The sequence below is a fragment of the Sphaerisporangium rhizosphaerae genome (genome assembly GCF_042665155.1).
GTDB lineage: Bacteria > Actinomycetota > Actinomycetes > Streptosporangiales > Streptosporangiaceae > Sphaerisporangium > Sphaerisporangium rhizosphaerae.
In genome coordinates, this window is sequence record NZ_JBHTCG010000003.1 from 434,380 (window position 1) to 447,518 (window position 13,139).

Here is a 13,139-nt window from a genome sequence, read left to right on the forward strand (position 1 = left end):
CCCGCCGGTGGGGGTGCGACGATCGACCGCACGGCATCGAAGGGTGACAGGGTGCGTGATCTCGCCTACGCGACGATGGCACTTCCTTCCATTTCCAACGTATAGCGCACCGGGGGGCTTGCGGCAAGACCCGGGTCTTGCCGCAGAATCGACGGCCGGACACAGCACCGACGAGAGATATGGGGGAAAACGTGGGTGTGTCGTCGATGTACGGGGGGCGCGACGCTCGGGAGCCGGTGAGTCGGTCGGCGGTCGCCGTGCGGTGGAGCACGGTCGCCTCGGAGGTGTCGCGATGATCGAGCAGTACGTGGTGGACCTTCGAGAGGTCGACGAGACGCAGGTCGCGGTCGTCGGCGGCAAGGCCGCGCACCTGGGCGCGCTGTCGCGGATCGAAGGCATCCGCGTGCCGGCCGGGTTCTGCGTGACGACGGCGGCCTTCCGGCGGATCATGGCCGAAGCGCCGTCCATGGATGACCGGCTCGATCGGCTGTCGCGCCTGAAGCCGGACGACCGGGAGGCGATCCGCACGCTCAGCGCGGAGATCCGCCGGATCATCGAAGGGACCGCCGTCCCGGGCGATCTGGCGGCGGCGATCACCGGCGCGCTCGCCCGGCCAGGCGAGCGAGCCGCCTACGCCGTGCGATCCAGCGCGACGGCGGAGGACATGCCGACGGCCTCCTTCGCGGGCCAGCAGGACACGTATCTGAACGTCATGGGGCCGGCGGCGATCCTGGAGCACGTCAGCCGGTGCTGGGCGTCGCTGTTCACCGAGCGGGCCGTGACCTACCGCCTGCGGAACGGCTTCGACCACCGCAAGGTCCACATGGCCGTGGTCGTGCAGCGGATGGTCTTCCCGGACGCGGCCGGGATCCTGTTCACCGCCGACCCCGTCACCGGCGACCGGAAGGTCGCCACCGTGGACGCCGGCTTCGGCCTCGGCGAGGCCATGGTCTCCGGGCTGGTCACCCCGGACGTCTACAAAGTGCGCGACGGCGAGGTCGTCGCCAGGGCGGTCGCCGCCAAACAGCGTGCCCTTCACGCCCTGCCGGCCGGCGGGACGCAGGAGGTGGCGATCGACCCGCGGCGGCAGGAGCAGCCGGCGCTGACGGACGCGCAGGTCGTGCGGCTCGTGCGACTCGGACGGCGGATCGAAGCGCATTTCGCTCGCCCGCAGGACATCGAATGGTGCCTGGTCGACGACGACTTCCAGATCGTGCAGAGCCGGCCGATCACCACGCTGTTCCCCATCCCCGCGGCGCGCGACCGGGAGAACCACGTCTACCTCTCCGTCGGTCATCAGCAGATGATGACCGACGCGATGAAGCCACTGGGGCTCTCCATGTGGCAGTTGACGGCCATGACGCCGATGCACGAGGCCGGCGGGAGGCTGTTCGTCGACGGCACCCGGATGCTGGCCTCGGCCGCGGGCCGTGCCGGGTTCCTGGAGATGGTGGGCAGGTCCGATCCGCTGACCAGGGACGCGCTGGAGACCGTCCTCGATCGCGACGACTTCGTCCTGGCGTCCCCGGACGCCGGTCCCGGCGGGCCGCCGCCCGGCGGCGCGCCCGCCCCGGTCGAGACCGATCCGGCCGTCGTCACCGAGCTGGTCGAGCGCAGCCGGGCGTCCCTCGCCGCCCTGCGGCGCGACATCCGGACCAAGACCGGGCCGGCGCTGTTCGACTTCCTGCTGAAGGCGTTCCAGGAGCACAAGCGGGTCGTCAGTGATCCGCTGAGCATAAAAGTGATCATGGCCGGGATGGAGGCCACCTGGTGGCTCAACGACCGGCTGCGGGAATGGCTGGGGGAGACGAACGCGGCCGACACCCTCACGTTGTCCGCCCCCGGCAACGTCACCTCGGAGATGGGACTGGCGCTGCTCGACGTCGCTGACGTGATCCGCCCGCATCCGGAGGTGGTGGCGTTCCTGCAGGGCGTCCAGGACGACGGGTTCCTGGACGAGCTGCCGAAGTTCGCGGGCGGGACCGAGGCGCGCGACGCCATCGAGGCCTACCTCGACCGGTACGGCATGCGCTGCGTCGGCGAGATCGACATCACGAGGTGGCGTTGGCGCGAACGCCCTTCCACCCTCGTGCCCCTGATCCTCGACCACGTCAGGAACTTCGAGCCGGGAGCCGCCGAGCGGCGCTTCGAGCGAGGACGGCAGGAGGCGCGGAAGAAGACGCAGGAGGTGCTCGAACGCCTGCGCGCGCTGCCGGACGGGGAGGAGAAGGCCGAGGAGACCAAGCGGATGATCGAACGGGTCCGTACCTTCATCGGCTACCGGGAGTACCCGAAGTACGGCATCATCAGCCGCTACTTCGTCTACAAGCAGGCCTTGATGGAAGAGGCCGAGCGCCTCGTGCGGGCGAAGGTGCTCTCCGAGAAGGAGGACGTCTTCTACCTCACCTTCCAGGAGTTCCACGACGTCGTGCGCTCGAACCAGGTCGATGATGAGCTGATCCAGCGGCGCAAGGACGTGTTCCGGTCGTACGAGGCCCTCACGCCGCCCCGGGTGATGACCTCGGACGGCGAGATCATCACCGGAGCCTACCGACGCGATGACGTGCCGGCAGGCGCCCTGGCCGGCCTGCCGGTCTCCGCCGGGACCGTCGAAGGGCGCGCCCGCGTCATCCTGGACATGGCCCAGGCCGATCTCGAACCGGGCGACATCCTGGTCACGGTCCACACCGACCCGAGCTGGACGCCCCTGTTCGTCGCCATCGCCGGCCTGGTCACGGAGGTCGGAGGCACGATGACACACGGAGCGGTGATCGCACGGGAGTACGGCCTGCCGGCCGTCGTCAGCGTGGTGGACGCCACTCGGCTGATCACCGACGGGCAGCGGATCCGCGTGCACGGAAGCGACGGGTACGTCGAGCTACTGCCCTGACCGGCCGGTCACCGGCAAGCCCTTCCCCCGGCGTGATCACGGCGAGGTGACGCAGACGTCACCGGGAAGGCTGCAGGGTCTCCGCTGGTCACTTCTCTCCCGGACGTACGAGCGCAGCAGGTGATGCAAGGTGTAGCGCTGCGGCGTGTGCTCGATGAGGAGATGGGCGGAGGTCAGCTCGGTGAGCCGGGCCTGGGCGGCGTACCTCGGCAGTCCGGTGATCGCGGCCACCCCGGCGACGTCGACCTCGTCGCCGGGGTGCACGGCGAGGATCTGGAACAACCGCCTGGCCTCCGGGCTCAGCGGCTGGAAGGAGCAGGAGAACGCGACGCGCAGATCGGTGGCGTCGTCATCGGTGCCGGTGAAGTAGTCGAGAGTGCCGTGGGCCGAACGGATCTCGGCGGCGATGGCGGTGAGGGAGAAACCGGGCCGGCCGGCGACCCGGGCCGCCACCGCCGCGAGGGCCAGCGGCAGTCCGGCGCACTCGGTCGTGATCTCCTGGACGGCCGCCGGTTCGGCGGCGACCCTGGCGACGCCGACACGCGCGGCGAGGAGCGCTTCGGCGTCGCCCGAGCCCATCGGCCCGACGGAGATGGGATGCGCGCCCTCCGAGGCGATCAGCCCGGACAGCTCGTTGCGACTGGTGATGATCGCCAGGCACTCCGGGTGCCCGGGGAGCAGGGGCCGCACATGCTCGGCGTCGCGAACGTCGTCCAGGACGATCAACATGCGGCGCCCGGCGAGAAGGCTGCGGAACAGTCCGGTCTGCGCCTGCAGGCCCTCGGGGACGTGGTGCGCCGGCACGCCCAGAGCATGCAGGAAGGAACGGAGGGCCTGGCCGGGTTCCACGCTCACACCCGTGGGATCGAATGCGGCCAGATCCATGTAGAGCTGGCCATCCGGGAAACGGTCCGCGATATCGTGCGCCCACCGCAGCGCGAGGGCGGTCTTGCCGATGCCGGCCATGCCCCTGATCGCGACCACGGGAGCGGACACGGCTTCCAGCGCATCCAGTTCCCGCCGGCGTCCGACGAAGACCGGCAGAGACGCCGGCAACTGCTCGGGCTTGGGGCGAGCCGCACCGAGTGGCGGCGGATCACTGCGTCCCCTTCGCAGGGCCGGGTCGGCCTGGAGGATGCGATGGTGCAGGCTCCGCAGATCAGGGCCGGGGTCGGCGCCGAGCTCCTCGCCCAGCGACCGCCGGAACTCCTCGTAGGCCAGCAGGGCTTCGGCTTGCCGCCCGGAACGGTACAGGGCCAGCATCAGCAGTTCCCGAAGCCGTTCCCGCATGGGCTCGGCCGTCACCGCGGCGGTCAGTTCCTCCAGCACCTCGCGGTGCCGGCCGAGTTCGATCTGTACGCCGAACAGTTCCTCCAGGGCCGCGACGCGCCGCTGCTCCAGCCGGACGCGTTGCCTGTCGACCAGATCGCTGTGCAGGTCCGCCATCGGGACGCCTCGCCACAGCGCCAGCGCGCCGCGCAGGTGGTCCGCCGCCGCGGGGAGGTCGCCCCGCGATCGCGCCGAGTCCGCGGCGTCCACGCCGAGCACGAATCGTCCGGCGTCGACTCGCCGGGGATCGAGCCGCAAGGCGTATCCGCCGGAGGTGGAACTGATGAGCTCCGCCTCGTTGTGGCGTGCGAACAGATGCCGCAGCCGGTAGATGTAGGTGCGGATCGTGCCGCTCGCCGCCCGTGGCGCCGAGTCTCCCCACAGGACGTCCATGATGGCGTCCGCGTGGAGTGGCCTGCCTTCGTTCAGCAGGAGAAGCAGCAGCGTGAGCCTCTGCTGCCGTGAACCGAGCGGAAGCTCCACGCCGTCTCGCCTGACCCTGAGCGGCCCGAGAATCTCGAAGTAGAGGCCCTGGTTCGTCTCCGAACCCGCCTCTCGTGCACCAGCGGACTCCTCCACTGCGTGATCCCAGGGCGAAGGCCGGGCGGGCGGCCCGGTCTCAGCTGAGGAACCCACGGGATCCTCCTCATGCGTACCGACAGCAGGACGTCGGCATGACGCGGGACCTCATGGGTGAGTTCGACCGGACGAGTGTGTCGATCCTCCCGGCCGGCCCTCCGTGCCGATCGCGCCGAAGCGTGATCACTTTGCCACGTCAGCGGCCGGCTCGAACCGTATCGTCCAGAGGCGATGTCTGGATGAGCGGGTCGTGACCCGGCGCGGATCACCCGTGCTCGCCTGCTCGATGTGCTCCTGTCCTGGTAGAGCGCTGGGTGCGGCGGAAAGGCCCATCCGGATCCGTCCTGGTGACGGGCGCCGTTGACGCGCCATCGACGATCTGTCGACGATCCGTCGACACGGCGCTGTTAGGAATCTCCGTGAAGAGCCGGGCTGCCGGACCGGGGGCGGTGGGGACCGGTGGAGCGCTCTCGCCGTAGTGGCGAACGGGTCCCCGCTCACCGCGCCTGGATCCATCACCGGGGAAATGTTCGTACAAGGAGACTGAAATGCTCATCCTTTTGATCGCCGCCGTGGTCACCGGCACCATCGTCGGGGGTCTCGGCCGGTTGGTCCTGCCCGGACGCCAGAACATCGGCTGGCCGGCCACCATCCTCGCGGGCACCGTCGCCGCCCAGGTGGGCGGCGGCATCGCCTACCTGTTCCACTTCGACGACAAGCTCCTCCTCGTGCTTCTCGTGGAGGTCGTCCTGGCGGCCATCTGCGTGTCCGTCGTCGCCAAGGCGCAGGCCGGCAAGGGCGGAGCCTGACGCGTCGGCGGTGCGTGAGCGCCGTCGGCGCGCGTCCCTGCGGTCGACGCGGGCACGCGGCGACGGCGCCGTCCAGCACGGCCCTCGCCGGAGCCACGGGTTCCGGCGAGGGCCGCCGTCGTTGTGCGCGCGTCCGGGCTCGGCGGCTCCTGCTCCGGCGGGTGTGCGTGCTGGCCGGTGGATGCGGCCTTGCGGTCGGGGGCTATGCCGACGCCGGTGAGGCGGAGGTCGTCGGCGCCGCGGAGGGGCGCTGGTGGGGGAAGCCGACGCGGAGGACGGCGGCGGCCACGGCGGCCGTGAGGACGACGACGGCGGCCAGGATCAGCGCCCGCTGGTAGCCGTGGTGGAGCAGCGGGGTGACGACCAGCGGACCGAGGATCTGGCCGACGGAGTATCCGGCGGTCAGCAGCGCGACCGAGCGGGGGAAGCGCAGGTGGGCGCCCGCGGCGAGGGCGAGGGTGCTGACGCCGACGAACGTCGCGCCGAACAGGACCGCGGAGACCAGTGCCGCCGCCACGCCGTGGACCAGGGCCGGCAGGGCGATGCCGACCGCCTGGATGACGAGCGCGGCGAGCAGCAGGCCGGGGCGGGACCAGCGGCGTCCGAGCCGGGCCCACAGCGCGGAGGACGGCACGGCCGCCACCCCGACCAGGACCCAGGCGCCGCTGCCCAGCCCGCCGGGGGAGTTCTGCTCGATCGCCGCCACCAGGAAGGTGCCGGCGACGATGTAGCCGACGCCTTCCAGGGTGTAGGAGGCGAACAGCGCGGTGAACCAGCGGTGCGGGCGCGTCCTCGGCCCGTCGCCCGCCGCCCCGGCGGGTTCCGCGCGCGCCGTCGGCGCGGCTTCGGGGCGAAGGTTCCACGAGGCCATGGTGAGGACCTCGGCGAGTACGGCCGCGGCGAACCAGGCCGTCCGCCAGTCGGCGAACGGGCGCAGCACCAGGACGATCAGGCCGGACAGCGCGATGCCGCCGCCGATCCCGCCGAACGCCCAGCCGGCCAGGTGCGCGGGGTGCTCGCGCAGGTGGCTCAGGAGAGAGGCGGCCGTGATGACGAAGACCAGGGCACTGGCCACCCCGGCCAGCAGGCGCAGCGCGATCCACAGGGCCGGGCTCTCGGTGACGGGCATCGCGGCCAGGCTGCAGGTGAGCACCACCAGCGCGGCGCGCAGCAGGGTGGAGGAGCGGACCAGCGCCGGGGACAGGATGCCGGCGAGCGCGCCGATGAGGTATCCGACGTAGTTGGCCGTGGCCAGGTTCGCGCCGGTCGCCGCGGACATCCCGGCCTGATCGTGCATCAGCGGAAGGATCGGGGTGTAGACGAACCGGCCGACCCCCATGCCCGCGGCGAGCGCCACGGCGGCCTGGGCGACGTGGATCCAGGGCGACCGGAGCGCGCCGTCTCCTCCGGCGGGGGAGGCGAGCAGGGGTCGTTCGGTCATGAGGAGGTCCTTGCGTGGTCGATCGAGGTCTGCGGGCTGAGTCTGCCGTTCGCCGCGCCGGCCGTCCGGCGGTGGCGGGTACGAACGCGAGCGTTCGCCGCCGTGGCTCGCCCGTTCGGCGGTGGCGGGTACGAACGTGAGCCGTCATCGTGCGATGGCGGCGCGGCCCGGTCGTGAGGGGTGCCCGCGCGGTGGACGCACGGGGTTCGCTCCACTCACGCGGGCGTCGGGCGACGTGCTCCATCGTCGGCCACGCGCCGGGGTGATCGCCACGACCGGCTTCCTCCCTGCTGGTAGGCGCGGCCTATCACCGACGTAGCATGACAAGGGTGGAACTGCGCCAGCTGCGATACTTCGTGGCGGTGGCCGAGGAACTGAACTTCGGCCGGGCCGCGGAGCGCCTGCTGATCGCGGGTCCGTCCCTGTCCCAGCAGATCAAGGCGCTGGAACGCGACCTGGGCGTGCGCCTGTTCGACCGCGACCGCCGCTCGGTGTCGCTCACCCCGTCCGGGGCGGCCCTGCTCCCGCACATCCGCGACCTGCTGGAACGCGCCGACGACGTCAGGCACCGCGCCCGCCGGCTGTGCGGGTCGGAGCCGGTCCTGCTCGGCTACGTCAACTGGCTTCCGCCGGACCTGACCGCCCGCACCGCCGCGGTGGCCCGCGTCCACGTCGACGCCTGGGTCGGCCCCTCGCACACCCAGGCCTCCCGGGTGGCGGACGGCGGCCTCGACCTCGCGGTGTGCTGGCTGCGGGCCGGTGACCTGGAGCGGCACGGCCTGAACTGCCGGCTCATCGGCGCCGACCGTCTGCACGCCGTCGCCGCCGGCGACGACACCGGCGAGGTGCCCGCCTCGGACACCGCCGTCCTGCTGGGCGACGACGCCTCCTGGTCGTCCTGGAACGCCTACGCCGGAGAACTGGCCGAAAGGACCGGCGCCCGCCCGGTGCGCGTCTCCGACGGCGGCATCACCGGCCCGGCGTTCTTCGACCACGTGCGCCGCAGCGGCCGTCCGGTCGTCAACTCGCCCAAGGGCCAGACCGCGTCACTGCCGCCGGACCTGGTGCGACGCCCGGTCGTCACGCCACAGCCCTACTGGACCTGGTCGCTGGTGTGGCGCCGGAGCGAGGTCCGCGCCGCGGTTCTCGCCGTCGTCGAAGCCCTGGGTGACGGCGGCGACGCCGGCGACTTCGGCGTTCACGGCCCGGACGCCTGGCTGCCCGAGGACGACCCGCACCGGCGGTAGGCGGGCGTCGCCTACCGTTGCACGACACGTCGGGGAGCCGGCCGGCCGTTCACCGCGGCTCACCGGTGCCCGTCGACGTGGGTCTTGATCTCGTCAACAGGAGAACGCCGATGAACGGCAACACAGATAACGAAGCGATCCTCCGGGGGGTCCTGGACCGGTGGAAGGCCGCGGTCGACGGCCACGAGCCCGAGCAGGTCGCGGCCCTGTTCACCGAGGACGCGATCTTCCAGGGGCTGCATCCCTACAGCGTCGGCAGGCCCGGCGTGGCGGCCTACTACGCCTCCCAGCCGCTCGGGCTGACCGCCGAGTACCGCGTCCTGGAGACCCGGGCGCTCGCCGACGGCCTCGTCCTCGGCTACCTGGCCGTCGACTTCTCCTTCACCGACCGCCCACCCATCGCCGTCAACCTCGGCGTCCTGGTGAGGCGGACGGAAGAGGGCTGGTCCCTCGCCCACTACCAGGTCTCCCGCCTCGGCTAGCCGATGACGCCGCCCCCGGGTCCCAGGCGAAACGCCTGGCCCCGGGGCGATGGCGCCGGGTCAGTGGTCGAGCAGGGTGAGGGCGGGGGCGCCGGGAGTGGCGTCGAGGCGGGCGCGGCCGCCGATGGGGAAGGTCGCGAACGGATAGGTGTGGCCGACGTCGATGTTGCCCAGGACCGGGATGCCGGCGAGGGACGGCTGCGCGGCGATGAGCTGTTCCAGCAGGGAACGCGTCATGCCGCTCGACCTCTGGAAGCGCCCGATCGCCACTCCGCGCACCGACGCCGCGCCGGGTACCTGGAGCAGCGAGGTCAGATCGCGCGCGAAGGTCGCCGGGTGCGACTCGAAGTCGTCTTCGAGGATCAGCAGCGCGCCGTCGAGCGAGGGCATGTACGGGGTGCCCTGCAGCAGGTTGAGGGTGCACAGGTTGCCGCCCACGACGCGCCCCTCGGCGGTGCCCGGGTGGATCGGCCACCAGCCCTCGTTGGGCGTCGGCTCGCGCTTGTCCTGGTCCAGGAACCACAGATCGTCGCTCCACCGCTCCGAGGGGGTGAGCGTGACCGGGGCGCTGTCGAACACCGCCGCGGTGAACCACCCCATGATCTGCTCGAAGTGGTCGCGCATGCCGAACGTCGCCCAGTGCGGCCCCGAATAGGTGACCAGGCCGGTGCGGGCGAAGATGGCGTTCTGCAGGGCCGTGATGTCGGAGTAGCCGCACAGGATCTTCGGGTTGGCGCCGATCAGTTCCCAGTCCAGGAAGGGCAGGAGCTGGTTGGAGCTGTAGCCGCCGATCACCGTCAGGATCGCCGCGACCGAAGGGTCGGCGAAGGCCTCGTGCAGGTCGGTGACCCGCGAGGCGACAGAGGAGGAGTCGAAGGCGTCCCGCTCGTCCACATGCCGCCCGTAGGTCAGCGTCAGGCCGAGTTCGGCGAACCGGCGCTCGGTGATGGCGCTGTGGTCGTTCTCCAGCACCATCGCACGGGACGAGGCGGGCGCCACCACCCGCACGGTGTCGCCCCTGCGCAGCTTCCGGGGGAATGTCACGTTCATTTCGCGAGGGTAGCGGCCCGCCGTCGGCCGGCGAACCTCATTTTCCGGCCGAGGAAGATTCTCGCGGATGCCGGTGTTCGTCCGTTCGGACTGCCCCGAAGATGTGACAGGAGAGACGAATGACCGATCGAGCGGATGAGATGATCACGGCGTTGCGCTCCGGCCTCGACGACCTGGCCGGGCTGGTGCGCGGCTTCACCGCCGACGACCTCGCCCGCCGGTCCGGCGCCTCCGAGTGGGACGTCTCGCAGGTGCTCAGCCACCTCGGCAGCGGCGCCGAGATCTTCCTCGCGACCATCGACGGGGCCCTGAGCGGCGCCGGAGCCCCGGACGGGGATTTCATCAAGAGCATCTGGGCCCGGTGGGACGGGCGGTCGCGCGCCGAGCGCGCCGAGCACGTCGTGGGCGCGAACGAGGCGCTGGTGAGCCGGCTGGAGGGGCTGGACCGGCAGACCAAGGACGAACTGCGCATCCCGCTCTGGTTCCCCGCTCCGCCGAGGGACGTGGCCGGCCTGACCGGCATGCGGCTCACCGAGTTCGCCTACCACACCTGGGACGTCAAGGTCGCCTTCGACCAGGCGGCGACGCTGGAGCCGTGGGCGGTCGCGCAGTTGCTCGACGAGGCCGGCGTGCTGCTCGGCTTCACCGGCAGCGCCGGCGAGCTGGACGGCCAGGCGGCCATCGCGGTGCGGTTGACCTCCCCGGAGCGGTCCTTCGGCCTCGGCATCGACGACGCGGTCTCCCTGACCGACGTCCCCGGCGCGCCGGACGGCGTGCTTTCCGCCCCGGCGGAGTGGTGGCTGCGCCTGGTCGCCGGCCGTCACGCCCCCGAGCACACGCCCGCCGAAGTGAGCCTGGACTCCGAGAAGATCACCCTGGACGACCTGCGCCGCGTCTTCCCGGGCTTCTGACCGGCCGCCCTCAGCCGCCCCACCCCTCGCCGTCCTCGCCACCCGTCAGTGCCCGGCCGGCCGCCGTCGCCCGCTTCTCACCGGGCGGTCACCCGGCGCCCAGCCGGGACAGGACGGGCGGCAGGCCGTCCTGGTGGACGACGGTGAGCCGCCGGGTGGCCCGGGTGATCGCGACGTAGAGATCTTGGCCGCCCTTCGGGGACTGGGCCAGGATCTCGCCGGGCTCGACGATCACCACCACGTCGAACTCCAGCCCCTTGGCCTGGGTGACGGTCAGCACGACCGACGGCGAGTCCAGGGCGTCCGCCGTCAGCGCGGACGCCGCCTCGGGGAGCGTCGCGGCGATCTCGCCGTGCCGGGTGTCGGCGGTGAGGACGGCCAGCCGTCCCTCGCCGATCTCGGCCAGCTCCGACCGCACCAGCTTCGGGAGGAGGCGGCGCAGCTCCGCGCGGGTCACCCGCATGGCGCGCGGCGGCGCCCCGCCGTCGCGGACGGAGATCGGCGGCTCCTGGTCCGGGGCCACCGACCTGAGCACGTCCACGGCGACCTCCATGATCTCCGCCGGGGTGCGGTAGTTGACCAGCAGCCGCGCCTCGCGCCAGCGGTCCTTGAGGTGCGGGTCGAGCATCGCGCCCCATGACTGGGCGCCCGCTGCCGCGCTGGTCTGGGCGACGTCGCCCACGATGGTCAGCGACCGCGCCGGCACCCGCCGCATGATCGTGCGCCAGGCCATCGCCGACAGCTCCTGCGCCTCGTCCACGATGACGTGGCCGTAGGCCCAGAGCCGGTCGCGCTCGGCCCGCTGCGCGGTGGTGAGCGCGTCGCCGCCGTCGTCGTGCCGGTCGGCCAGGGCGCCGGCGTCCATGATCTCCATCTCGGCGACCCCGCTGATGTGCAGCACCTCGCGCGCGTACAGCTCGGCCTCATCGCGTTCGCGCGCTGCGGCGCGCTCGGCCGCCCTGGCCTCGGCGTCGTCCTCGCCGAGCAGGTCGGCCGCCTCGTCCAGCAGCGGGACGTCCTCGACCGTCCAGGGTGAGCCCGCCGGCCGGGCCAGGGCCTCGCGCTCGGCGGGCGAAAGGGACGCGGCGGCCGAGCGCAGCGCCGCGTCGTCGGCGAACAGCTCCGACAGCAGCCGCTGCGGCGTGAGGTAAGGCCACAGCAGGTCCAGCGCCTCGCGCACCTCGCGCGTCTGCCACAGGGCCTGGCGGGCGTAGTGCAGGTCTCCCTCCTCCAGCGGCCGGTCAAGGCGCCGCGCCTCGTCCAGGGCGAGCGCGCTCAGGACCGAGTCGACGAACAGCTTGCGCGCCACGTTGTGCGGGCCGCGCACGGCCCGCGCGCGGTCGCGGGCGCGCTCGCAGGCGGCGTGGCCGACGCTCAGCTCCATGCGCTCGACGACGACCTCGACCCCGCCGCGCACCGACGTCTTGGTGGGGACCCACACGGAGAGGTCGCCGTCGGGGACGCGCTGGCGGTCGCGCACGGCGGCCCTGACCACCTCGACCATGCGGGTGTCGCCCTTCACCAGCGCCGTCCGCGGCTCGTCGGCCGCCGTGGCGCGCACGCCGGGGTACAGCTCGCCGACGGTGGTCAGCACGACGTCGGTCTCGCCGAGCGAGGGCAGCACCTGGCCGATGTACCGCAGGAACATGGCGTTGGGCCCGACCACCAGCACTCCGCGCCGCTCCAGCGTCCGCCGGTGCGCGTACAGCAGATAGGCCGCGCGGTGCAGGGCGGCCACGGTCTTGCCCGTGCCGGGGCCGCCCTGGACGACGAGCGCGCCGGCCAGGCCGGAGCGGATCACCTGGTCCTGCTCGGCCTGGATGGTGGCGACGACGTCGCCCATGCGGCCGGTGCGCCCGCGCCGCAGCGCCGCCATCAGAGCGGCCTCGCCGACCAGGGTGCGGCGGTCGGGCTCGCTCATCCGCGCGAGGTCGAACACCTCGTCGTCCAGGCCGACGACGGTGCGGCCGCGGGTGTGCAGGTGGCGGCGGCGCACCAGGGGCCCCGGGTCGCTCGGGGTGGCGGTGTAGAAGGGGCGGGCCGCGGGGGCGCGCCAGTCGATCAGGACCAGTTCGTCACGGGCGTCCCGCAGCCCCACGCGGCCGATGTAGTAGGTGTCGCCCTCGACGTCGTCGACGCGGCCGAAGCACAGGCCGCGCTCCACGCCGGACAGCTGGGCCAGCCGCCGGGCGTGCTCGTGGGCGGACACGTCGCGTTCGAGCCGCGCCTGGTGGGTGCCGCCGGGGCCGCCGCGCCCGTGTTCGTGGCGCAGCGCCGTCTCGGCGCGCTCGCGTACGGCGTCGAGGCGCTCGTACAGCATGGAGACGTAGGACTGTTCGGCGCGCAGGGCTTCGGTCCGGGCGCTGGAGGATGCGCGACGCTCCATAGGTGTGGTATACTC

Annotated in this window: 9 protein-coding genes; 5 read left to right on the forward strand and 4 right to left on the reverse strand. The window is 72.4% G+C overall.

The features are described from left to right. Positions 1 to 292 precede the first annotated feature (292 nt). On the forward strand, positions 293 to 2,890 hold the full coding sequence (rph, locus tag ACFQSB_RS07050) for a rifamycin-inactivating phosphotransferase (protein ID WP_380825021.1): 2,598 nt from the start codon (positions 293 to 295) through the stop codon (positions 2,888 to 2,890). Between the two features lie 36 nt (positions 2,891 to 2,926). Here rph and ACFQSB_RS07055 read toward each other — a convergent pair whose 3' ends face one another. Beyond that, positions 2,927 to 4,702 carry an AfsR/SARP family transcriptional regulator gene (locus ACFQSB_RS07055; protein WP_380825023.1) on the reverse strand — a complete coding sequence of 592 codons (1,776 nt, stop codon included), beginning with the start codon at positions 4,700 to 4,702 and terminating at the stop codon, positions 2,927 to 2,929. Positions 4,703 to 5,346: 644 nt separating this feature from the next. Here ACFQSB_RS07055 and ACFQSB_RS07060 point away from each other — a divergent pair. Beyond that, entirely contained in the window at positions 5,347 to 5,607 is a 261-nt protein-coding gene (locus ACFQSB_RS07060) for a GlsB/YeaQ/YmgE family stress response membrane protein (RefSeq protein WP_380825024.1), read from the forward strand. A 202-nt stretch (positions 5,608 to 5,809) separates the two neighbouring features. On the opposite strand, the gene ACFQSB_RS07065 is transcribed toward ACFQSB_RS07060, so the two are convergent. Then, on the reverse strand, positions 5,810 to 7,048 hold the full coding sequence (locus ACFQSB_RS07065; protein ID WP_380825025.1) for a YbfB/YjiJ family MFS transporter: 1,239 nt from the start codon (positions 7,046 to 7,048) through the stop codon (positions 5,810 to 5,812). A gap of 329 nt (positions 7,049 to 7,377) precedes the next feature. Here ACFQSB_RS07065 and ACFQSB_RS07070 point away from each other — a divergent pair, with 329 nt between their 5' ends. Together ACFQSB_RS07070 and ACFQSB_RS07075 are read left to right on the forward strand one after the other, a co-directional pair. Next, entirely contained in the window at positions 7,378 to 8,295 is a 918-nt protein-coding gene (locus ACFQSB_RS07070) for a LysR family transcriptional regulator (RefSeq protein WP_417774565.1), read from the forward strand. A 110-nt stretch (positions 8,296 to 8,405) separates the two neighbouring features. Continuing rightward, the gene (locus ACFQSB_RS07075; RefSeq protein ID WP_380825026.1) at positions 8,406 to 8,777 is read left to right on the forward strand and encodes an SgcJ/EcaC family oxidoreductase; all 372 of its coding nucleotides are present in this window, start codon (positions 8,406 to 8,408) and stop codon (positions 8,775 to 8,777) included. Positions 8,778 to 8,837: 60 nt separating this feature from the next. On the opposite strand, the gene ACFQSB_RS07080 is transcribed toward ACFQSB_RS07075, so the two are convergent. Further along, positions 8,838 to 9,827, reverse strand: coding sequence for a S66 family peptidase (locus ACFQSB_RS07080; protein ID WP_380825027.1), 990 nt, complete (start codon positions 9,825 to 9,827; stop codon positions 8,838 to 8,840). Between the two features lie 119 nt (positions 9,828 to 9,946). Between ACFQSB_RS07080 and ACFQSB_RS07085 the strand changes: the two genes are divergently transcribed. Beyond that, entirely contained in the window at positions 9,947 to 10,738 is a 792-nt protein-coding gene (locus tag ACFQSB_RS07085) for a maleylpyruvate isomerase family mycothiol-dependent enzyme (protein ID WP_380825029.1), read from the forward strand. An 88-nt stretch (positions 10,739 to 10,826) separates the two neighbouring features. Here ACFQSB_RS07085 and ACFQSB_RS07090 read toward each other — a convergent pair whose 3' ends face one another. Continuing rightward, complete coding sequence (locus tag ACFQSB_RS07090) at positions 10,827 to 13,124, reverse strand: HelD family protein (RefSeq protein WP_380825030.1); 2,298 nt, start codon at positions 13,122 to 13,124, stop codon at positions 10,827 to 10,829. Between the last annotated feature and the right edge of the window lie 15 nt (positions 13,125 to 13,139).

Excerpts from the sequence above, each read along its gene's own strand:
- rph (WP_380825021.1), top strand. The coding sequence starts at position 293 with ATGATCGAGCAGTACGTGGTGGACCTTCGAGAGGTCGACGAGACGCAG.
- ACFQSB_RS07060 (WP_380825024.1), top strand. The coding sequence starts at position 5,347 with ATGCTCATCCTTTTGATCGCCGCCGTGGTCACCGGCACCATCGTCGGG.
- ACFQSB_RS07065 (WP_380825025.1), bottom strand. The coding sequence starts at position 7,048 with ATGACCGAACGACCCCTGCTCGCCTCCCCCGCCGGAGGAGACGGCGCG.
- ACFQSB_RS07075 (WP_380825026.1), top strand. The coding sequence starts at position 8,406 with ATGAACGGCAACACAGATAACGAAGCGATCCTCCGGGGGGTCCTGGAC.
- ACFQSB_RS07080 (WP_380825027.1), bottom strand. The coding sequence starts at position 9,827 with ATGAACGTGACATTCCCCCGGAAGCTGCGCAGGGGCGACACCGTGCGG.
- ACFQSB_RS07085 (WP_380825029.1), top strand. The coding sequence starts at position 9,947 with ATGACCGATCGAGCGGATGAGATGATCACGGCGTTGCGCTCCGGCCTC.
- ACFQSB_RS07090 (WP_380825030.1), bottom strand. The coding sequence starts at position 13,124 with ATGGAGCGTCGCGCATCCTCCAGCGCCCGGACCGAAGCCCTGCGCGCC.